The sequence below is a fragment of the uncultured Alistipes sp. genome (assembly GCF_963931675.1).
Lineage (GTDB): Bacteria > Bacteroidota > Bacteroidia > Bacteroidales > Rikenellaceae > Alistipes.
In genome coordinates this window covers 2,451,220-2,471,988 of sequence record NZ_OZ007039.1, presented here as the reverse complement: position 1 = coordinate 2,471,988, position 20,769 = coordinate 2,451,220, and the positions used below count along the sequence as shown (strand labels likewise).

The 20,769-nt window shown below is 61.9% G+C and carries 10 protein-coding genes; all 10 read right to left on the bottom strand.

What is annotated here, in order from left to right; all coding sequences use genetic code 11:
• On the bottom strand, positions 1-822 hold the full coding sequence (locus ABGT65_RS10360; RefSeq protein ID WP_346701941.1) for a SufD family Fe-S cluster assembly protein: 822 nt from the start codon (positions 820-822) through the stop codon (positions 1-3).
• Positions 822-1,574: a Fe-S cluster assembly ATPase SufC gene (sufC, locus tag ABGT65_RS10355; protein ID WP_346701939.1), complete on the bottom strand. Its 753-nt coding sequence runs from the start codon at positions 1,572-1,574 to the stop codon at positions 822-824. Before sufC ends, ABGT65_RS10360 begins: the two co-directional genes overlap by 1 nt.
• A 128-nt stretch (positions 1,575-1,702) precedes the next feature.
• Complete coding sequence (locus ABGT65_RS10350; RefSeq protein WP_346701938.1) at positions 1,703-2,281, bottom strand: flavodoxin family protein; 579 nt, start codon at positions 2,279-2,281, stop codon at positions 1,703-1,705.
• 12 nt (positions 2,282-2,293) lie between these two features.
• A complete protein-coding gene (gene sufB, locus ABGT65_RS10345; protein ID WP_346701936.1) occupies positions 2,294-3,739 on the bottom strand; it encodes a Fe-S cluster assembly protein SufB in 1,446 nt (481 codons plus the stop codon).
• A gap of 135 nt (positions 3,740-3,874) precedes the next feature.
• Complete coding sequence (locus ABGT65_RS10340) at positions 3,875-7,648, bottom strand: DUF4957 domain-containing protein (RefSeq protein ID WP_346701934.1); 3,774 nt, start codon at positions 7,646-7,648, stop codon at positions 3,875-3,877.
• A gap of 23 nt (positions 7,649-7,671) precedes the next feature.
• Positions 7,672-9,636, bottom strand: a complete 1,965-nt coding sequence (locus ABGT65_RS10335) for a RagB/SusD family nutrient uptake outer membrane protein (protein ID WP_346701932.1) — start codon at positions 9,634-9,636, stop codon at positions 7,672-7,674.
• Between the two features lie 25 nt (positions 9,637-9,661).
• Entirely contained in the window at positions 9,662-12,904 is a 3,243-nt protein-coding gene (locus ABGT65_RS10330) for a TonB-dependent receptor (protein WP_346701931.1), read from the bottom strand.
• Positions 12,905-13,349: 445 nt separating this feature from the next.
• Positions 13,350-14,573, bottom strand: a complete 1,224-nt coding sequence (locus ABGT65_RS10325) for a glycoside hydrolase family 88 protein (protein WP_346701929.1) — start codon at positions 14,571-14,573, stop codon at positions 13,350-13,352.
• Positions 14,570-18,970 (bottom strand): two-component regulator propeller domain-containing protein, encoded by a 4,401-nt coding sequence (locus ABGT65_RS10320; protein WP_346701927.1) that lies wholly within the window; start codon positions 18,968-18,970, stop codon positions 14,570-14,572. Before ABGT65_RS10320 ends, ABGT65_RS10325 begins: the two co-directional genes overlap by 4 nt.
• A 154-nt stretch (positions 18,971-19,124) precedes the next feature.
• Positions 19,125-20,744, bottom strand: coding sequence for a pectinesterase family protein (locus ABGT65_RS10315; RefSeq protein ID WP_346701925.1), 1,620 nt, complete (start codon positions 20,742-20,744; stop codon positions 19,125-19,127).
• Positions 20,745-20,769: the final 25 nt, after the last annotated feature.

Below are 20,769 nucleotides of genomic sequence, written 5' to 3'. Positions count from 1 at the left end.
TTACAGTTTTTCCAGTTTCTCCGCCGCGAGTTCCAACACGGCCTCGCCCAGCGGCTCCATCCCGCAGCGGCGAACCACGTCGCCCACGAAGCCCTCGATCTGCAGCCGCCGCGCCTGCGCCTCGCTCAGGCCCCGCTGCCGCATGTAGAGAATCGCGTCGGAGTCCATCTGCCCGACGGTCGCACCGTGCGAACACTTCACGTCGTCGGCATAGATCTCCAGCTGCGGCATCGTCTCGATACGCGCCGTCTCGCTCAGCAGCACGTTGCGGCTCTGCTGCCGCGCGTCGGTCCGCTGGGCATCCGGCGCCACGTAGACCAGTCCCGAAAACTCGCCCACGGCCTCACCGCCCGCCACGCCCTTGATCGTGGAGTCGCTGCGGCACTCCGCAACCCGGTGGTTCGTATGGAGTTTCACGACCCCGTGCTCCCGGCCGCCCAGCAGGAAGGCACCGCCGAGGTTGTTCTCGGCATCCGCACCCTCCAGTTCGATCCGGCAGGCGACATTCGCCCCGGCCAGCAGCACCGTCGTCATCCGGCACCGGCTCCGGGCCCCCTGCCGCACGGTCGTCTCGCAGAACGTCCCGCCAAGGAACAGTTCCGTCAGTTCGAGTTGCGCGCCTTCGGCCAGCGTCACGTCGAGCGACGACGTAGCCGCCTTCGTATGGAGCACCACCAGGTGCGCCGCAGCCCCTGCCGCCAGCTCCACCCGCAGGTGTTCGGGATCCACCGACGCATAGGGCTGCGGAACCGGCGCCCCGACCCGGAACACCTCCCGGTCGGCCTTGCGGAGCTCCCCGATGATTTCCAGTATCCGGTCCATCACTTGTCGTATTCGTTGATCAGCCAGTCATAGCCCTCCTTTTCGAGCTTCAGGGCCAGCGTTTTGTCACCCGTGTAGATGATCCGCCCCTTGTAGAGCACGTGCACCACGTCGGGAACGATATAGTCCAGCAGCCGCTGGTAGTGCGTGATGACCACCGTGGCATTATCCTTCGTATGCAGCTTCGTGACGCCCGTGGCCACGATCCGCAGGGCGTCGATGTCGAGTCCCGAGTCGGTTTCGTCCAGGATCGCCAGTTTCGGGTCCAGCATCGCCATCTGGAAGATCTCGTTCTTCTTCTTCTCACCGCCCGAGAAACCTTCGTTCACGGCCCGCGAGGTAAGTTTCGACGACAACTCCACGACGGCGCTCTTCTCCTTCATCAGGCGCAGGAACTCGGCGGCCGTCAGCGGCTCCTCGCCGCGGAACCTGCGCTGTTCGTTGACCGCCAGTTTCATGAAGTTGGCCATCGTCACCCCCGGAATCTCCACCGGGTACTGAAACCCCAGGAACAGCCCCAGTCGCGCGCGGTCCTCGATGGACATCGACAGCAGATCGCGGCCCAGGAACTCGGCCGAACCCTCCGTTACGGTGAATTTCTCGTTGCCCGCGAGCACCGATGCCAGGGTCGATTTGCCCGAGCCGTTGGGCCCCATGATGGCGTGCACCTCGCCGGCCTTCACCTCCAGGTCGATGCCCCGGAGAATCTCCTTGCCATCGACCGAGGCGTGTAGATTCTTTACGCTTAACATATTGTTTTCCATTATTTTATTCACTTTTTTATCCGGTTTCCCGCCCCCGGCCGCCGTTGCCCGCGCCCTGCGGCCGCGTATTCAAATCCGTCTCGGCCCCGGACTTCGCATCGTCGCTTCTCGGGTTCCTACGCCCGGCAGAGCTTTCCGCCCAGTCTCCGGCATTTCGAAACCTCACGGGCCGTCAGCTCCGGATGCTTCCGGCAATTGCTCTTGCCCAGCATCCCGGCCACCCGGAAGCCGCTCCAACGAAAGATCTCCCGCAACGCGCGGAACACTCCGCTCGTCTGGTAGAACCAGACGCTGAACGGCCAGGCCGTATTGCATGTGGCCACCATCACCGCCCGTTTCCCCTTGTGCAGCGGGGCCGGCAGTCTGCCTTCCCGATCCTCCATCAGGGCATAGACCATGCGGTCGAACAGCACCTTCAACTCGCCGCTCATGCTGCCCCAGTAGCAGGGCGACCCTACCACCAGCGCATCAGCCCCACGAAGAGCCTCCGCCACGCGGTGCGCATCGTCCTCGGCCAGCACGCAACGATGCAGCGAACGGCATTTCATACATCCGCAGCACGGTCTGACGGTCAGGTCGTGAACGAAGTAGCGCTCCACCTCAACCCCTTCGGGCATTCCGGCAACCACCTCGTCGAGCATCCGCGACACCAGTCCGCTGCGGCGCGGGCTTCCGTTCAAAACAACGACTTTCATCTTCCCGATCGTTTATCCCACCGTACCCTCCAGTTGCAGGGCCAGCAGCTTCTGCGCCTCCACGGCAAACTCCATCGGCAACTTCGCCAACACCTCACGCGCATAACCGTTCACGATCAGCCCCACGGCATCCTCCGTCGACAGCCCCCGCTGGTTGCAGTAGAAGAGCTGGTCGTCCGAAATCTTCGACGTCGTGGCCTCGTGTTCCAGAACCGCCGTGCGGTTGCGGCAGTCGATTACCGGGAAGGTGTGCGCCCCGCACCGGTCGCCGATCAGCAGCGAATCGCACTGCGAGTAGTTGCGGGCGTTTTCCGCACCCTTCGCCACACGCACCAAACCCCGGTAGGAGTTCTCGCTCCGGCCCGCCGAGATGCCCTTCGAGACGATCCGGCTCCGCGTGTTGCGGCCGATATGGATCATCTTCGTGCCCGTATCGGCCTGCTGGAGATTGTTGGTCATCGCCACCGAATAGAACTCCCCGACCGCGTTGTCACCCGCGAGGATGCAGCTCGGGTATTTCCACGTGATGGCCGAGCCGGTCTCGACCTGCGTCCACGACAACCGGGCATTCTCGCGGCACAAGCCCCTCTTGGTCACGAAATTGTAGATACCGCCCCGACCCTCCCGGTCACCCGGGTACCAGTTCTGCACCGTCGAATACTTCACCTCGGCGTCGCGCTCCACGACGATCTCCACCACGGCGGCGTGCAGCTGGTTTTCGTCGCGCTGCGGAGCCGTACACCCTTCGAGGTAGCTCACGTAGGCACCCTCGTCGGCCACGATCAGCGTCCGCTCGAACTGCCCCGTTCCGGCGGCGTTGATCCGGAAGTAGGTCGACAGCTCCATCGGGCACCGCACCCCCTTGGGGATGTAGCAGAACGACCCGTCGGAGAAGACCGCGGCATTCAGCGCCGCATAGAAGTTATCCGTGTAGGGCACGACGCTCCCCAAGTATTTTTTCACCAGTTCGGGATGGTCGCGCAGCGCCTCCGAGATCGAGCAGAAGATGATGCCCTTCTCGGCCAGCGTCTCCTTGAAGGTGGTCTTCACCGACACCGAGTCCATCACGGCATCGACGGCCACGCCCGCCAGAGCCATCTGCTCTTCGAGCGGAATGCCCAGTTTGTCGAACGTGCGTTTCAGTTCGGGATCGACCTCGTCCATCGAGTCGAGCTTCTTGCGCGCCTTCGGGGCTGCATAGTAGATAATATCCTGGAAGTCGATTTCGGGAATCTTCAGGTGCGCCCACGTCGGGGGTTCGAGCGTCAGCCAATGGCGGTAGGCCGCCACACGGCGTTCGGTCATCCACCCGGGTTCGCCCTTCTTCTCGGAGATCAGTCGCACGACCTCCTCCGAAAGCCCCTTGCCGATGGTTTCGGTCTCGATCGCCGAGGTGAAGCCGTATTTGTACTCCCGTTCCCCGAGGTTTTCCAATATCTCTTTTTCGTTCTCTGCCATGGTGTGCAAAATATCCGGGCAAAGTTAATAATTTATTCGCAATTATGCACACCCCTCGCCCGCAAACACCCTGCCGCAAAAAAAGACGTGCAACCTCTTTCGGGGCTGCACGTCTCTCTTTGTTACGGATGAAGATTACTCTCCCAAATAGTCGATCTGGATCGAAACGATCTTCAAGTCGCCTTCGCTGCCGCTGCGGGGAACGTTCTCCAGACTGAACTTGCCGTCGTTCGCCTCGCTGAACACATAGGTCAGCACCTCGGCATCGCTGTCGGACTCGTTGTCGGAAAGAACCAGTTTCTTCTCGCCGCCGACATATTCATACATCGACAGTTTGTTGCCCTTCTTCTTGCCGCTATCCACAAAGGTTACCGTGATCTTCTGGATCTTTTCACCCAGAGCCTCCGTCGTACGGATGTAATTGGCACCGAGCGTGGCATTCTCCGTACTCTTGTAGAGGTAGAGCACCGGAACCTTGACCGATGCCGAGTTGTTCGTCGACGAAAGGGCCATCACCGACTCGAAGGCCTTGCCCTCGTAGCTCCAGGTCGAAGGTGCCGTCAATGCCTTCACATCGCTCTTGCCTTCCGGAAGCCCCAGATCAGCCAAATTGTCTTTGGTCAGCATCATCGTCTTTTCTGTAGCCGTGGGTGCCTCCACATAGCTGAACTCGATGCTGTAGAAACGAAGACCGTTGCCTGTCGGATAGATATAAGTCGGGATTCCACCCTCGATTTCGAACGTCAGGGTAACGGGCGACGAACTCGGAGCTCCTCCGATCTGGCTGCTCTCCGTTCCGTTCTGGTTGACGGTCACAAAGCGCGTATCATCCTGCGAACCTCCCGTGTTCGAAGCAACGACGGTCAGCGTACCCGATGCGGCCGGCGTGAAAAGGAAGTAACGTTTGGAAGTAGAACCGGCTCCTCCCATCTGAACGAACCGTTCACCATCATCGCCCGTATTGACGCGGATCGAGGAACCGCCCGTGGCAATCGTCAAACCATCCCACTCTCCGGTCCAGGTTTCCGAGAAATTCGTACCGGCACCTACCTTACCGACAATGTAGTTGTAGATCTCATCGAACCCGGCATCCGAGAAGTTCCACGACAGCGTCGTGGCGGCTCCGACGGCCTTGATCTCCAGCTCGCCCGCTCCCGCAGCCGAATCCACATAGTGATCCGTATCCGAAGGCTTCTGCGCAACGACCGTAATCTCATAACGTCCCGCCGCAAGCAGCGCCACATCCGCAGCCGAAAGCGTCATGCTCGTCTCCGGCTGGTTCGTCGTCTGATTGTTGAAGGTCACGGCATACGTCTCCGCATCCGCAACAGCCGGCCACGAAACCACAACCTCCTGAGACGTTCCGGCATTCAGCGTCGCCGGCGTAACCGTCACTTCGGGCGTGCCCAGCGTGATCTTCGTTACTTCGAGGCTCGCCTCCCCGGCGGCCGAAGCCTTGTACTTCGTGGAAGTCTCCACCGGCTGTGCAACCACCGTCACCGGATAGCTTCCGATGACAAGCGTCTTGACCGTAGCCGCCGGAATCGTAAAGGTCGGCTCCTCAACCGTCACCGGCTCCTGGTCGCCCCACGTCACCTCGTAGTCCGCCGCATTGACCACGGCCTCCCACGTGAGTACCACATCCTGCTCGCTGCTCCAGGACAGCGATGCCGGTTCGACCGTCACCTCCGGGGTTGCCAGCGCCTTCAGGTCGCCATCGACCGAAACCTCGGTCGTCCATGCCAGCGACGAGATCTCAACGGCACCCGTCGTCGTCACGTAGACATGCGTGTCGCCCGCAATATCGCCCAGGCCGATCGTATGCTCCACACCGTCGCACGGTACCGTATAGCGGTTCTCCCCGGCGATGACCTCCAGCTGGACGCCGATCCCCGCATTCGAGGGCGTCAGCACCAACGACCCGGCGGCCGAAACCCGGATGGCCAGGGCATTGTTCGTCGGTTCGCCGTCCGCCGTGAAGCTCGTCGCTCCCGACAGCGAAATCGTATGGTCCGAAGTGATCGTTACGGGGAAGACCTCGTTCGAGGCGATGAACTGCAGGTTTCCGTAGATGATCGTCTCGGTAATCGACTGCGGCTCGAAGATCAGATCGTCCGACAACGGCCACTCGTAATCCTCCGTCACCGCCGTAAGCTCCGAAGCAATGACCGTCTCGGGAACCGACACCGTCCACCACCGCGGGTCGCCCACCTGATTGGCCGCCACGTCGGAATTGGTCAGCTCCATCTTGTTGCGCGCGGATTTCACGCACGGATCCGACGTCAGGATCTTGCCGTCCCCGCTCAGGCACAGCGACTGGTTCACGGCCGTGGCGTTATTGCCGATCTTCGTCGTGAAGAAGTCCGCACCGGAATAGTTCTCGTCACCCGTCGAGTTGTAGCAGACATTGTAGAAATAGTTGCCCGACATGGTGGGGATTTGAGCATTGGCGTTCTCGTGGATCAGACGCACGGTCTCGCTCGTCGAATACTCGTTCAGGAAAAGGTTCTTGTTCAGCGTGAAGGTCGGAACCGCTGTCCGCACGCCGATAATACCCTTGCGCGTATTGGTCAGACCCACCCGGTTCAGGGTATTGTTGGAGATTTCGATCGTCGAGAATGTCGCGTTGACGTCGCTGAACAGGAAAGCTCGGCCGGCGTCGATGATCGTATTGTTGCGAACCGTCAGCGTATTTATCGTACCGGTCCGGAAGTCGATCAGATCACCACCCTGATTCAGGAAATCGTGGATATAGAGACTCTCCAAACGAACCGTTCCAATGGTCGCCGACGCGGTCGACGACGAAACGAAGACAACTCCACTCACGTAATTGTACAACTCGCAGTTGAGGACCGAAACCGATTCGATCGACACCTTTGCGTCGGCACCTTCACCGGTCCGGAACAAAAATCCGTCGTTGCCGGACCCTAAACCCTCGAACACGATGTTTTCAAAGCGGTAGATACCGGTGGCGTCGGTCGTGGCATCGGTCCCGCTCCAGCATTTCAGTTCGAAGTTCTTGATCACAGGCATCGAACCGTCATCTCCGAGCACGCCGACCAGTTCCAGATCTCCTTTCCATTTATCCAACGGATTCGTTCCGCTGAATTCGAGTACATACGTCTCACCGGCCTGTACGGCAATCTTCTCGGCACCGTCGTTCAAAGCCTGCATCAGTTCTGCGGAGTTCTTTACCAGTGTCATGTCCTTCGTATCGGGCGCCGTCCAGGCCGTTACCCCGCCGCGCGTCGACTTGCTCTGGTACAGCGTCACCACGTACTGCGTCGAAGGAGTCAGACCCGAGACCTCGGCCTGCTGGGCCGCAAGAATCTCCGGCGTCACCTCCACGGTCGACGTCTGCGCGCCCGACTTCGAGTCCAGCGGCGCCGCCACGATCTTCGTCAACTGCGTCGCATCGCCCGCGTCGTTCGTCCACTTCACCGTGATCGAATTCATCGACCGCGTAAGCAGTTCCGGGTTCAGCGACTCCATCACATAGTAGGTCTCCACGGGACCCGCCTCCACGAGCAGCGATCCCGGCAGGTTGGGATTCGTGGCCGAGAAGGCCTGCAGTGTCGCCGTATAGATCTTTTCGGGTACCAGCGTCACCTTGTAGGGCGTTTCGGCATCGGCCGCGAGGATCTCCTCCTCGATCGGCGAACCGATCGCCACACCCGACTCGTCCACCTCCTGGACCGAAAGCAGGTAGTCCGTATTCTCGGCTATCGTCCACGTGAAATTCACATCATATCCCGTCTCGCGGTCCACAACAGCCGCAAAATTCAGCGGCTGAAGCGCCCGGGAGTAGTCCAGCGTGTCGATCTCCGCATCCGGCTGGTGGCACCCCGAAAGGCTCAGCGCCCACAGCATCAGCAGACTGCCGAACAGTTTCTTATAGCTATTTTTCATGATTGGCTTGTTTTAAGGTTCGACTAATATCCGAAATCGTTCACGATGCTGGGGTTCGCCGAAAGATCCTGCGAGAAGATCGGCCAGTACATCCGGCTGTTGATCGCCTCCTCGCTCTTTGCCGTCGCCGAACCCAGACTGCCGTCCAACGTCGCTATCTTGTTGTCGTTGAGCGAGCTGTCCGTGATATATTCCTGCGGCTCCGAGCCGTCGTCCTTGTACAGCTGCGTCCAGCCCTGGCCCTTCGGAGCATCCTGCTCCCCGGGGTTCAGGCCCCACATCTCGATCGTCTCGCGCTTCCCGACGCTGTTCAGGTCCCCCACATAACGGTAGTAGAGATAGGTTCCCAGCGTCGAATAGTCGTACTTCCGGCCCGTAATCTCCGAAGTGTAGGTCCCGTGGTCGCGGATCGCAAGCATCTTCGCACGCGATTCGAGAATCGCCTTGCCGAAAATGCCCCAGCGGATCAGGTCGCCCTTGCGCAGGTACTCCCCGCAGAACTCCAGGGCCCGTTCGTGCATGATCGCCTTCAACATCGCATCCTTGTCGGTGATCTTCGCCATATAGGCCGTCACGTCACCCTCGTTCCCGGCATAGGCACGCATGCGGACCTTCTGGAACTCGGCCTTCGCCTTGCTCAGATCGCCCAGCTGGTTGTAGCACTCGGCGGCCATCAGCAGCACGTCGGCATAGCGAAGCACGATCGGCATGATGCCGTCGTCGGTGCTCGTGATCACCTGCGAGGTCCATTCGTAGCGGTATTTTCCGAAATACCACTTGTTGAAGTCCGCAGGAATCTGCACGGAGTTCGACTCCGCCGACCAGGCGTAGTTCACGCACGTCAGGTCGCGGCGCACGTCGTTGGCCTCGAACTCGTAGTACATCGTCGGCACGGGACCCACCGATCCGCCGCCCGACGAATACTGGCAGTACTGGTCGACGGCGTTGTGCTTGATGGCGTTGTTCGAGAGCCAGCGCCCGCGCAGCGTCGTATGGCCGAACGGCATGGCGAAGATCGTCTCGCGGTTCACGGCATCGTTCTTCCACGTGCAGACGTCGCGCCACAACTGCTCGTACTCGGGTTCGAGCATCACGTGCACGTTCTCCTGCGAGATCACGTCCTGGCACGCCGCCAGCGCGATCTCATAGAGTTTGTCGTTGGCCCACTCGCCCGACTCGACCCGCGTGCTGCGGCGGTACGAACCGTAGTTGCCCGTGCCGACCTGTCCGTCGTCGGGACGCCACGCATAACCCGCAGCCGCCAGGCAGATCCGCGCCAGCAGCCCGTCGGCAAAGGCCCGGTTGGCCCGGCCCGTCGTTGCCGTGAAGGTCGATTCGCCCGGCCAGTACATCATCGGGGCGGCCTCCTGCAGATCGGCGATGATCTGTGCGAAGATCACGTCACGGTCGACCTTCGGGATGTAGATCGTCGCCTGCGTCACCGGCTCGAAACGCGCCGGAACGTCGCCCCACGCCTTGATCAGATCGTAGTAGAACATCGCACGCATGGTCAGCGATTCGCCCAGCAGGTGTGCCATGTCGGGATTCGTCGACACGTTGCCGTAGGTCCGCAGGCCCTGGATGTTCAGGTTGCACTGCTCGATGGCCTGGTAGATGATCGAGAAGAGACGACGCTCGCCCGACTGGTTGATCTCGTTCGAGGAGTTGGCTGAGGTGTTGAACCCGGCCAGGTTCGACTTCTCGTCGCTCTTCGAAGCGTCGGTGTTCGCCGAGTTGTACCACTCGATGTCGGTATTGAACCCGTAGTAGGTGTTGTAGCGGTTGCGGTACGAACGGTCGATGGTGAAATACTGGTAGATGCCCACCACGGCGTAGTCCGCCAGCGAGACGTTCGAATAGACCGTCGCGGATTCGAACGACGACGGAGATTCCGGCGACAGCGTGTCCTCCAGCGTCGAGCACGACGTCGGAAGCAACATCACGGGTGCTGCGGCCGCAAAAATCAGAATATAAATCAGTTTTTTCATCATGCTGTAATTTTAGACGGTGCGGTTAGAACGAAAGGTTGATGCCGAACACCCACGAACGGCTCTTCGGATAGGCCGAATAGTCGACGTTGGGCGTCATGGGTGTCGAACGCCGCGTGTCGACCTCCGGGTCGAAGCCCGTATAGGGCGTCCAGCAGAAGAGGTTCGTACCCGTGGCGTAGATGCGGACGCGCTGCAGGCGGATCTTCATGGTCAACTCCTTCGGCAGCGTGTAGCCCACCGTCAGCGACGACAGCCGCAGGAACGAAGCATCCTCCAGTCCCCAGCTGTGCACGAAGTTGCCCGTCATGTAGGGCGACCACATCGTCGTGTTCCGGTTCACCTCGGCCAGCGCAACGGGATCCGTGATCACCTGGCCCGTCTCCCAGTCGATGTTCGTCCAGCGGCTCCCCAGCGACATGAAGTCCAGCAGGTTGCGGATCTGACCCGCGCCCGTGTAGGTATGCGAGGCCGAATACTCCAATTTGTTGGCGTTGTAGACCTTGTTGCCGTAGGAGTAGGTGAAGTTCGCCGCGAAGTCGAAGCCGTAGGCGTAGCCCGAAAGCGAGAATCCGCCCGTGAATTTCGGAAGCACGCTGCCGATCTTGCCGTAAACCGGCTTGCCGTCGGCATCCGTCGCCAGGCGCAGCGAGCCCGGGCGGACCGTACCGATCAGCTCGGCAACCTCCTGCGAGTCGTCGCCGTTGACCAGCGTCCAGGTCGTATTGCCGCTGTCGTCGGTCTCGCAGATGAAGTCGTCAACCTCGTAGCGGCCCACGGTCGTGTAGCCGTAGACGTCACCCACCGAGCCGCCCTTGTAGATTACGTAGTCCGAATCGGCGATACGGTTGTTCCAGCCCGACGATACACCCCAACCCGTCGAATTCAGGTCCGCGAGGTCGAGGACGCGATTCTGGTTGAAGGCGATGTTGGCATTGAAGTCCAGTCCGTACTTCTCGGTGCGCAGGATCGAGGCGCTCAACGCCACCTCGACACCGCGGTTGCGCGTCGAACCCACGTTGCGGAACTGGTACGTATAGCCGCTGCCGCCCACCGGGAAGCGGACCAGCAGGTCCTCGGTCGTGTTCTGGTAGACCTCCACCGAACCCGACAGACGGCTGTTGAAGAAGCTGAAGTCCAGACCGATGTTATGCGAATAGGTCGTCTCCCACGTCAGGTCGGGATTGGCCATCACCGTACCCGGATCGAGGTACGACGTTCCGATGTTCAGGTGGGCGGACGACGACGACGAGAACTCCTGCGACGGCCGCGAAGCGTAGGTCGGAATGTTGTTGTTGCCGGCCGTACCGAAACTGTAACGCACCTTCAGGTTGTCGATCCAGCGGGCATCCTTCAGCCACTCCTCGCCCGAAATGCGCCACGAGGCCGCAACCGACGGGAAATAGCCCCATTTCTGGTTCTTGCCGAACTTCGACGAACCGTCGGCACGCATCGTCGCCGAGAAGAGGTACTTGCTCTTGTAGCTGTAGTTCACGCGCCCGAAGAACGAGAAGAGCACATCGTCGGGCGAGATATTGTTGTAGGCCTCCTTGACGTTCGACGCCAGGCGCATGTAGCTCCAGGCATCCTTGGCCGTGAACATCGACGGCAGACCGTCGGCGATGGCCGTGAAGGTCTCGTTCTCGGTGATCATGTACTCCTGGCCCAGCAGCAGGTCCAGCGCATGATCGTCGTTGCCGATCACGTTCTTGAAGTTATAGGCCAGCGTATTGGTATTGCGCGTGCGGCGGCGTGTCTGGTTGGCGTAGCGGGCCGCCGGGGCGCCGAGCACCGTCGACGACTCGCGCGAATAGTACGACGTGATGCCGTAGAACTCGTTGTCCTGCTGGCGGTAGTCGTCGATACCCGCCTCGACCTTCAGCTTCAGGTCGTCGATGATCTCCCACGTGAAGCCCGCATTGGCGTTCCACGTCGTGCGGTTGCGCTTCTTGTCCGAGTCGGCGATCGCTACCAGCGGGTTCACCGCGTCGCTCGAATTGTCCGGCATGTCCACGTCGGCCGTCAGTCCCGAGATCGGAATCGGCGGGTAGAGGATCGCGTTGCGCAGACGTCCCGACGTCGAGGTGCCCATGTCGTTGAGCGAGTTGGCCCCGGCACCCGCCACGTCCGTATTGGCATAGCGGATCGAGAAGTCGAACGTCACGCGCTTGGTCGGTTTGTAGTTGGCCTTCAGGTTGAGGTTGTCGCGGCTGTAGTTCGACCCGGTCATGATCGCCTTGTCGTAGAGGCGCGCGTAGCTCGCCGTCCACTTGAACTTGTCGCCGCCGCCCGAAACCGAAAGGTTGTGGCTGAACTGCTCGCCCGTGCGGCCGAAAACCTGGTCGATCCAGTCGTTCCCCTCCATCGTGTCGTAGAGGCCGATGTCGTTGAAGCTGCCGAAGAACGGCTCGTAGTTCTTCGAGATGACGTTGTTCGACGAGGTGCTCTGCAGGGCCGCCAGCTCGTACTGGTAACGCACGAAGTTACCCACGTCCATGCCCTTCACCTTGTCCTTGTTGGCCATGTCCTTGAATCCCACGTAGAGGTTGTAGTTCACCGTCACGCGGCCCGTCTCACCGCTCTTCGTCGTGACGATCACAACGCCGTTCGCACCGCGCGATCCGTAGATCGCCGTCGAGAAGGCGTCCTTCAGCACGTCGATCGACGCGATGTCCGAAGCCGGGATGTCCGAAATGCTCTCCACCGGGAAACCGTCCACGATGTAGAGCGGCGAGTTGTCCTGCGTGATCGAACCGCCGCCGCGAACCCGGATCTTGATGTCGGCATCCGGATCGCCCTCCGTGGCCGTGATCTGCACACCCGCCATGCGGCCCGTCATCGCTTCGGCAACCGATGCCACAGGCATCTGCGTCAGCTCCTCGGAGCTCACCGACGAGACCGATCCCACCACGTCGCGGCGCCTCACGGTGGCGTAACCCACCACGACCACATCGTCCAGCGCCGTGGATTCGTCCTCCAGCGTCACGTCGATCTTCGTCTTCGACCCGATGGCGATCCGCTGGGTCTTCATACCTATATAGGAGATCACCAGCGTCTGCTTCGAGGCGTCGGGCACATTGAGCGACCATGACCCGTCCACGCCCGAACTTGCACCCATTGTCGTGCCGTCAACGACCACCGAGGCCCCGATCACCGGATTGCCCGCGGAATCCTTGACGACTCCCCCGATCTTCTGAGCCATGGCCGCAGTAGCCAGACCCACTCCCAGCAGGAGCGTCAGGGCAAACTTTAGCGTAAAGTTTTTCATAGAAAAGGTTTTGGTTAATAATTAGGTTTATCTTCATCCGTTCGTTCATATTCCCGTTTTCCGTGCGTTCATATTCCCGGAACAGGGTGTTTTCCCTATACAAAAGTAAATTTCCCCGAAGGATTCGATTGGTAAATTTTATCACTTCTCATGGATAATTTATCAAATCCTCCAATCCGCCTCCCAGCGCCCTCCAGCCCGGCCCGGAAGAGAAAAAATCCTCCCCGACCGGGAGGATTTTTCGAGTTTGCGGAGCGGAATCCGGACTTCGGATTCCACCGGACACCGGCTTTCGGATTCCACCGGACCCCGGTCTTTGGACTCCACCGGGCCACAACCTTCGGACTCCATCGGACCCTGGCCTTCGGATTCCACCGGACCCCGGCCTTCGGACTCCACCGGGCCCCGGCCTTCGGACTCCACCGGGCCCCGTCGCGGAGCGGATTTACAACCGCCCCCGGGCCCGGTCGTACTCCATCGATGCCCAGATGAACGGCCCGACCCCCTTGCAGTCGTTCTCGATGACCGGCTCCGAGATGTAGTAGTCGAACGTCCCGCTGCGCATCTGCTTGCCGCCCAGACCGGCCACGGCACAGCAGTCCGTAAGCGAAATCGTCCCGTCGGGATTCTCCCGCACGAAGCGCTCCACGAACTGCTCGTAACGGCGCAGCGCCTCCCCGCGCATCGACGCCGGAAGATAACCCAGCCGCACGCCCTTCAGCTGTGCGTAGACGAACATCGCCGAACCCGTCGATTCGAGGTAGTTGCCCTCGCGCCCCGGCTGGTCGAGCACCTGATACCACATGCCCGTGGCGGGATCGGCGTACTTCGGCAGCACTTCGTAGATGTGCCCCAGGATGTCGACCATCGGCTGCGTGGTCTCATTGACGCCCAGGTACTGCAGCGTCTCGACAATCGCCATGGCGTACCACCCCATCGCCCGGCACCAGGCATGGGCCGACTGTCCCGTGATCGAGTCGCACCAGAACATCGCCCGCGAATCGTCGTAGGCGTGGCGGTAGAGTCCCGTTTCGGGGTCGTAGGTATGGTGCGCGACGGTGGTGAACTGGCGGACGATATCCTCGCAGTACGACGCACAGGGCACATCCTCCCGGTCGGCAAGGTAGCGCATGACATACTCCGCGTAGAAGGGTTCGGCCATGTAGAGGCCGTCCAGCCACATCTGGTTCGGGTAGATCTGCTTGTGCCAGAAGCCGCCGTCGGCATTGCGCGGCTGCTCCTGCAGCTGCACGAAGAGCGTATCCAGCACCTGCCGGTAACGCGCCTCGCCCGTGCGGTCGTAGAGCTCGAAGAGCGAACGCCCCGGGCAGATGTGGTCGAGGTTGTACTTCGACTTGCGGTAGGTCAGCACCTCGCCGTCCGGCCGCACGATCGTGTCGTAGTAGCGGTCCGCATAGCGGATCAGCTCCGGAGCATCGTAGGCCGCACCCGCATCGCGGATCGCCAGCAGTTCCAGTCCCGTGGTGTAGTTCCACTTCACCTTCCCGGCGGGGATTCCGTCGAGGGTCGTCGGCGACGGATTGCGGGCGATTTCGCTCTGCGCCATCCGCAGAGCCAACGGTTCGCCGGAGTCGTACAGCGCCCGGCGCGAGGTACACGAGGTCGCGGCAACGGCACACGCCGCCGCAAGAAGAATCAATCGTTTCATACGCTCTTGGTATCTTTATCCTGGTTTTGTTTCAGATTGTGCGTCCTGAGGTATTCGGCCGGCGACATGCGGTACTGCTCCCGGAAACAGCGGCTGAAATAGCCCGGGTCCGAGAAACCCACCTTGTAGGCAACCTCCGACACGGAGAACTGCCCCGTGCGCAGCAGCAGCTGCGCCTTGGTGATCCGGTACTCCTTGATCAGCTCCACGGGCGACTTGCCCGTCAGGCTCTTCAGCTTGTTGTACATCGTCGTGCGCCCCAATCCCAGGTGCGAGGCCAGCTGGTCGATCGTCAGGTCCGAATTCTCGATGTGCTCGCCCAGCCACGACATGACGTTCTTCAGGAACGCTTCGTCGCGGTCCGTGACGACGACATCCTCCACGGCCAGCTCCACGACCTTGTTCCGCGCCGACTGCGCCGAGAACTTCTCGAAGAGCTTGCGGCGTTGCGTCAGCAGGTTGTCGATGCGCGCCAGCAGCAGCTCGATGCTGAACGGCTTGGTGATGTAGCCGTCGGCCCCGAACTCCATCGCCTTGACGCGGTCGTCGGGCGAGTGGCGGGCCGTGAGCATGATGATCGGCAGGTGGCTCATCGTGAAGTCGTGGCGCACCTTGTCGATGAGCTCGATGCCGTCCATGCGCGGCATCATCAGGTCCGTAACGATGATGTCGGGCTGTTCGCTGCGGATCTTTTCGAGCGCCTCGGCGCCGTCGTCGGCCTCCACGACGTGGTAGGAATCGATCAGGCTGTTGTACAGGAAGATCCGAAGCTCGCGATTATCCTCCACGAGCAGGATTTTCTGGGCATCCTTCGGCGGCTGGACATCCGTGCGGCGCTGGCTGTCGGCCGGGGTGAAGTCGCTGACCATGTAGTCGTGCGCGCGCCCGTTCCCGGCGTTGTCCGCCCCCGTGAAGTCGATCTGCTCCATCCCGAAATGGGCATTCCCGAGGCGCAGCTTCACCGTGAAGGCCGCGCCTTCGCCCGGACGGCTCTCGACGGAGATCTCCCCGTGGTGCAGCGTCACGATGTCGCGGCACAGCGAGAGCCCAATGCCCGAACCCTTCATGTTGTGGTCCACGGCACGCGAGGCCTGGGCGAAACGTTCGAAAATATGCTCCTGCTTGTCCTTCGGGATGCCGATGCCCGTGTCGCGCACGGTCAGCAGCACGCACTCCTCGGCCTCGCGCAACGAGAGAATCACCTCGATACGTCCCCCTTCGGGCGTGAACTTCAAGGCGTTGGACAGCAGGTTGTAGACCACGCTCTCCATGCGTTCGGGGTCCACCCACGCCAGCACCGAACGGCACGACACCGTAAACAACAGCTCGATCCGCCGTTCGGAGGCCATTTCGCGGAAGTCGTCCAGCGCATCCTCGACCAGCGGCACGAGGTCCACGCGCGAAATCTTCAGCTCCATCTTCTCCTTGACGATCTTGCGGAAGTCGAGCAGCTGGTTGATGAGCGCCAGCATCCGCCGCGCATTGCGATGGGCCAGCGTCAGGCTGCTCTCGCCGCGGGGCGAGAGCCGGTCGTGTTTGCGCACATCCTCGATCCCGCCCAGGATCAGCGTCAGCGGCGTGCGCAGTTCATGCGAGATGTTGGTGAAGAAGCGCAGCTTGAGGTCCGTGAGGTTCTGCTCGACAGCCGCCTCGCGACGGATCCGCATCACGCTCCAGGCGATGCGGCTGCCGACGATGACCGCCGTCAGCGCCAGCAGCACGTAGAGTGTCTTGGCCCACCACGTAAGCCAGGGAGGGGGTAACACCTCCACCCCGATCGAAATTCCCTCGTCGGCCGAATCCGCATTGCCCACGAAGGCCCGGACCCGGAAGCGGTAGTCGCCGATCGGCAGGTTGGAGTAGGTTGCGCGGTTCGTCGAACCCGAGATGTTCCAGTCCTTGTCGTAACCTTCGAGTTTGTACATGTAGCCCGCCATGTGTTGCATGGCGTAGTTCAGCGACGCGAACTCCAGGCGGAAATTCGAGAAGTCGTACGGCAGCACGATCCGGTCGGCCTCCGTCACCGACTCCGACAGCGGCGAGCGCCGTTCCGCGGCAACCACGGGTTTGTTGCGCACGTCGAGCCCCGTGAAGCGCAGGTTGTAGTCGATCTTCGCCGAGCGCATCGCCTCGGGATCGAAGCGGTAGAGGTGGCGTCCGCTGCCGAAAAGCACGTCGCCGTGCGGCAGTGTCAGCGCCGTTGCCTCGCTGAAGATCGCACTGCGCATGTTGTCGTAGAGGTAGTAGTTCGAGAAGCGCTCGCGCCGCGGGTCGAACCGCGACACGGCGTTATGCGTCGAGACCCAGAGGTCGCCCTGCCGGTCCTCGGTCACGGCCATGCAGATGTTGCTTACCAGGCCGCTCGTCATGTCATAGCACCGGAAGCGCGGCGTTCCCGTTTCGTCGTAGCCCTCGATGCGGTTCAGCCCGCCGCCGAAGGTCGCCAGCCAGATGCGACCTTCCCTGTCCTTGAGCATGTGGATGATGTCGTTGTTGCCCAGCGACGAGGCGTCTCCCGGGATCTTCTGCACCAGGCGGAAACGCATCTGGCGCGCCGGGACTCCCGGATCGAAAACCAGCAGTCCGTCGACCGTGGCGGCCAGCATCCGGTCCGGACGGTCGTACAGCAGCCACCGCACCCGCCCCGCCTCATCCAGCGGATAGTGCGACATCTGGTTCCCGGCATGGAGGAAGCGCTGACCTGCGGGGTCCTCCAGCAGGTTGATGCCCCCGCCGTAGGTCGCCACCCAGATGCGCCCCTCGTCATCCTCCTCGACGCAGTAGACCTGGTTGTCGCTCAGCGACCACGGGTCCGAATCGGCGTGCATGAAGTGGGTGATCCGATACCCTTTGCCCGCCGGAGTCATGCGGTAGAGCCCCTCGCCCTTGGTCCCCACCCAGATATTCCCCGACGAATCCTCGCGCAAGGCATAGATCATCCCCGTACCGCGCGGTGTCTGCCGCGGAAGCGTGTAAACCGGGCGGTTCGAAGCATCGAAGGCGATCAGTTCGCCGTCGCGTGTCCCGACCCACACCCGGCCCCGGCTGTCGGTCATCAGCGCCCGGATCTCGCCCGAAAGCGGATTCGCAGACTCCGATTCCAGGGTGAAGACCTCCGCGGGCTGACGCAGCAGTACCGCCTTGCGCAAACCCCGCTCGCTGTAGGTCGACAGCCACAGCACGTCGTCCTGCACGTCGAAACGCACCACGGCGTTGGTCATCTGGCAATCCGGGCGTTTCGGGTCGTTGTAGAAGGGCTCCACCACGTCGCGCTCGCGGTCGTAGTAGCCGAAGCCCCAGTTGTTCATCTTGATCCACAGCCGCCCGCCGCCCTCGGCGATCTTCGTCAGCGTATCGATGTTGTAGCTCACCGTATAGGGCTCCTGCTCGAAGTGCCGGCAGTCGTTCGTTGCCGGGTTGTAGCGCGTGATGCCCGTCTCGGGCGTGGTCACCCACACGATGCCGTGCGAATCGGCCGCCAGATCGCGGATCCGGCCCGGATGCCGACCCCGCGGATGCAGCGGCGAGAGACGTTCGCCCTCCACGCGGTAGAGATCGCCCGCCCGCGAACCCACATAGACCCTGCGGAAAACGCTGTCCGACACGATGGCCGTCAACGCAGCCCCCGCACCCGGAATCCGGACCGCCGAATCACCCTGCTTCCCGGCCCGCACCACGGCATCCGCCGTCAGACAGTAGACATGCGATTCGTCGGCCGCAAAGGAGAAGCCCGGAGACGGCATCTCGGCAACCCGCCGGACCCGGAGCGTCTCGTCCCCGGCAATCCGGTTCAGATGGCCCTCCGCCGAGGCGATCCACACGTCCCCGCCCTCCCCGAGATGAATCGCCGAGACGTCGCCGCCCAGGGCCGACGATTCGAAAAAGGCATCCACCTCGACCGGCGAATCGTCCGCCCTGTCGCGGAAACGCACGACACCCGAACCGGCAATCGCCACCCACGTCCCGCCCCGGCGGTCATGCAGGCAGTGCGTCGCGCGGTAGTGCTGCGAATCGATCCCTTCGATGAGCGACACCGCATCTTCAAACCGTTCGGTATAGCGGTTCAGCCGGTAGACATGGTGGTTGTAGGTCGTGAACCAGAGGTGGCCGTTCGAATCCTCGCTCACCGCAATGAAACGGTGGTGCGACAACGGTGAGAAATCCCCCGGCGAAGTGCTGAAATTCTTGAACGTATAGCCGTCGAAACGGCTCACCCCGTACCACGTGCAGACCCACACGAAACCCCGCGAATCGGTATAGATGTCGGCAATCCGGTCGTGCGTCAGGCCGTCCAGCGTGGAGTAGGTCCGGAAAAGGCACTGCGGGGGCGCCGCAGCAAAAAGAGGCGGGAAAAATGCGGCGAACGTCAGCAGCAGGATCAGCAGCGGTCGTTTCATGGTCAGCGGTTTACGGTTCCGGACGGGCGGCGCCCCACTCCGGGAAGTGTCGGGTTCAAACGGACGGCGAAGGCTGGTTCCGGCCCCGCCGTTCCGGGATTTTTATCCGGTCGGGAGGTGATCCCGTATGGGTAAATATACGAAAAATTTCCGTTCAGTGTTCGAATGCGGCGACAATTCCGGCGGCCTTCCGGGCCGAGAGACGGTGCGCCCAGCCCACCCTCGGGCCGGCGGCTCCGGGACCTTCCGAAGCGTATTCGCCGTAAAAAGCCGTCCGCCGGGCGTGGGGCTTGTTCCAGTCGTGCCACCCCTCGGGACGGATATGGGGCCCCAAGTGGCAGCGCAGGAAGACCGTCTGCGCATAGTCCCGCCACGGACGCCCCAACCAGCAGGCCGTCACCCCTTCGTCGGCCGTCAGGCGGCACTCCTCGAAGATCAGTCCGCAGCGCTGCCCGCGGCAGGTCGAGGCCGCCGTAATGTAGGAGTCGGCCTTCGAACGGATCTCGCAACGCCGGAACAGCGCCGCCGCCGACCCGAAAATAAAGTCGGTCGTCCCCTCGATATAGCACGCATCGAAGCGGATCCGGGCATTCTCCGTGACGGTCTCGCCGTCGCGGTTGCCCTCGCCGTAGAGGTAGAGCGTATCCTGATTGCCCAGGAAGCGGCAGCCGATGAAACGGAGGTCCGTAGCCAGGCACTGCACCGCCACGGCCTGCCCGACCCGGCCGGCCGCGTTCTCGAAGGTGATGCCGCGCACCGTCCAGCCGTCGCCCCCGAAGTAGAGGGTCGACGATCCCGACGTCCCGAGCGGCCGACCCGTCGGGCCGATCTTCGCGGCGTAGTCGTCCCACGTCACCCGCACCTCGCCACGGCCCGAGAGTGCCACCAGCCGCTTCGTCGCCGGGATCGAGATCTTTTCGCGGTAGGTCCCCTCGCAGATGACGATCCGCGTCGTGTCGCGCCCGAAATCCGGAACGGCAGCAACGGCCTCCGTGAGCGTGAAGAAGTCCCCCGAGCCGTCCTGCGCCACCGTGAAGTCCGACGGTACGAGCCGTTCACCGAGCTCCGGAACCGCCTGCGGCAGTTCGGCCGCAATCATCCGCGCCACGGTGCGGGCCCCGCGGACATTGAGATGGCTATTGTCCTGACGGCCGTCAGGATAGAGCGGGCAGACACCCTTCGCAACCCACATGTAGAAGGACTTCGAGGCCTCGTCGCCGAGGGCCGCAACCCACGTCCGGGTCAGCCGTTCGGCGTCGATCAGCGGGACACGCTCCTCGGCAGCCACCTGCCGCATGGCATCGAGGTAGGCACCGTGCGTATCATCGAGTTGCGATCCGGAAAAGTGTCGACGCACGATCGGCGTCAGCAGCACCGGAACGGCCCCCTTCGAGCGGGCTTCGCGGATGTAGCGGCAGAGATTTGCGGCATACTGAGCCGGCGTGGAATAGCGCGTGGAGTCCTGCGCCTTCTTGTCGTTGTGCCCGAACTGGATGAAGAGGTAATCCCCGGCCTGCAATGCCCCGAAGACCCGGTCCCAGCGCCCTTCGGCCCGGAACGACTTCGTGGAGCGGCCGTTGGCGGCATGGTTCTCGACCGTAACCGATGCGTCGAACAGCGGCTGTAACATCTGTCCCCAGCCCCGTTCGGGATTCTGCTTCGCGAGATTCTTGGTCGCACACGTCGAGTCGCCGATCAGGAAGACCCGCAACGGGCCCCCGAATGACGTCACCGTCAACAACATGCAGATTGCCAGTAGAAAAGCTTGCTTCATTTCAATCGTTCCTTTCAGTTTGGGG

Coding starts and splice junctions, on each gene's coding strand:
- ABGT65_RS10360 (WP_346701941.1), bottom strand. CDS start 822: ATGGACCGGATACTGGAAATCATCGGGGAGCTCCGCAAGGCCGACCGG.
- sufC (WP_346701939.1), bottom strand. CDS start 1,574: ATGTTAAGCGTAAAGAATCTACACGCCTCGGTCGATGGCAAGGAGATT.
- ABGT65_RS10350 (WP_346701938.1), bottom strand. CDS start 2,281: ATGAAAGTCGTTGTTTTGAACGGAAGCCCGCGCCGCAGCGGACTGGTG.
- sufB (WP_346701936.1), bottom strand. CDS start 3,739: ATGGCAGAGAACGAAAAAGAGATATTGGAAAACCTCGGGGAACGGGAG.
- ABGT65_RS10340 (WP_346701934.1), bottom strand. CDS start 7,648: ATGAAAAATAGCTATAAGAAACTGTTCGGCAGTCTGCTGATGCTGTGG.
- ABGT65_RS10335 (WP_346701932.1), bottom strand. CDS start 9,636: ATGAAAAAACTGATTTATATTCTGATTTTTGCGGCCGCAGCACCCGTG.
- ABGT65_RS10330 (WP_346701931.1), bottom strand. CDS start 12,904: ATGAAAAACTTTACGCTAAAGTTTGCCCTGACGCTCCTGCTGGGAGTG.
- ABGT65_RS10325 (WP_346701929.1), bottom strand. CDS start 14,573: ATGAAACGATTGATTCTTCTTGCGGCGGCGTGTGCCGTTGCCGCGACC.
- ABGT65_RS10320 (WP_346701927.1), bottom strand. CDS start 18,970: ATGAAACGACCGCTGCTGATCCTGCTGCTGACGTTCGCCGCATTTTTC.
- ABGT65_RS10315 (WP_346701925.1), bottom strand. CDS start 20,744: ATGAAGCAAGCTTTTCTACTGGCAATCTGCATGTTGTTGACGGTGACG.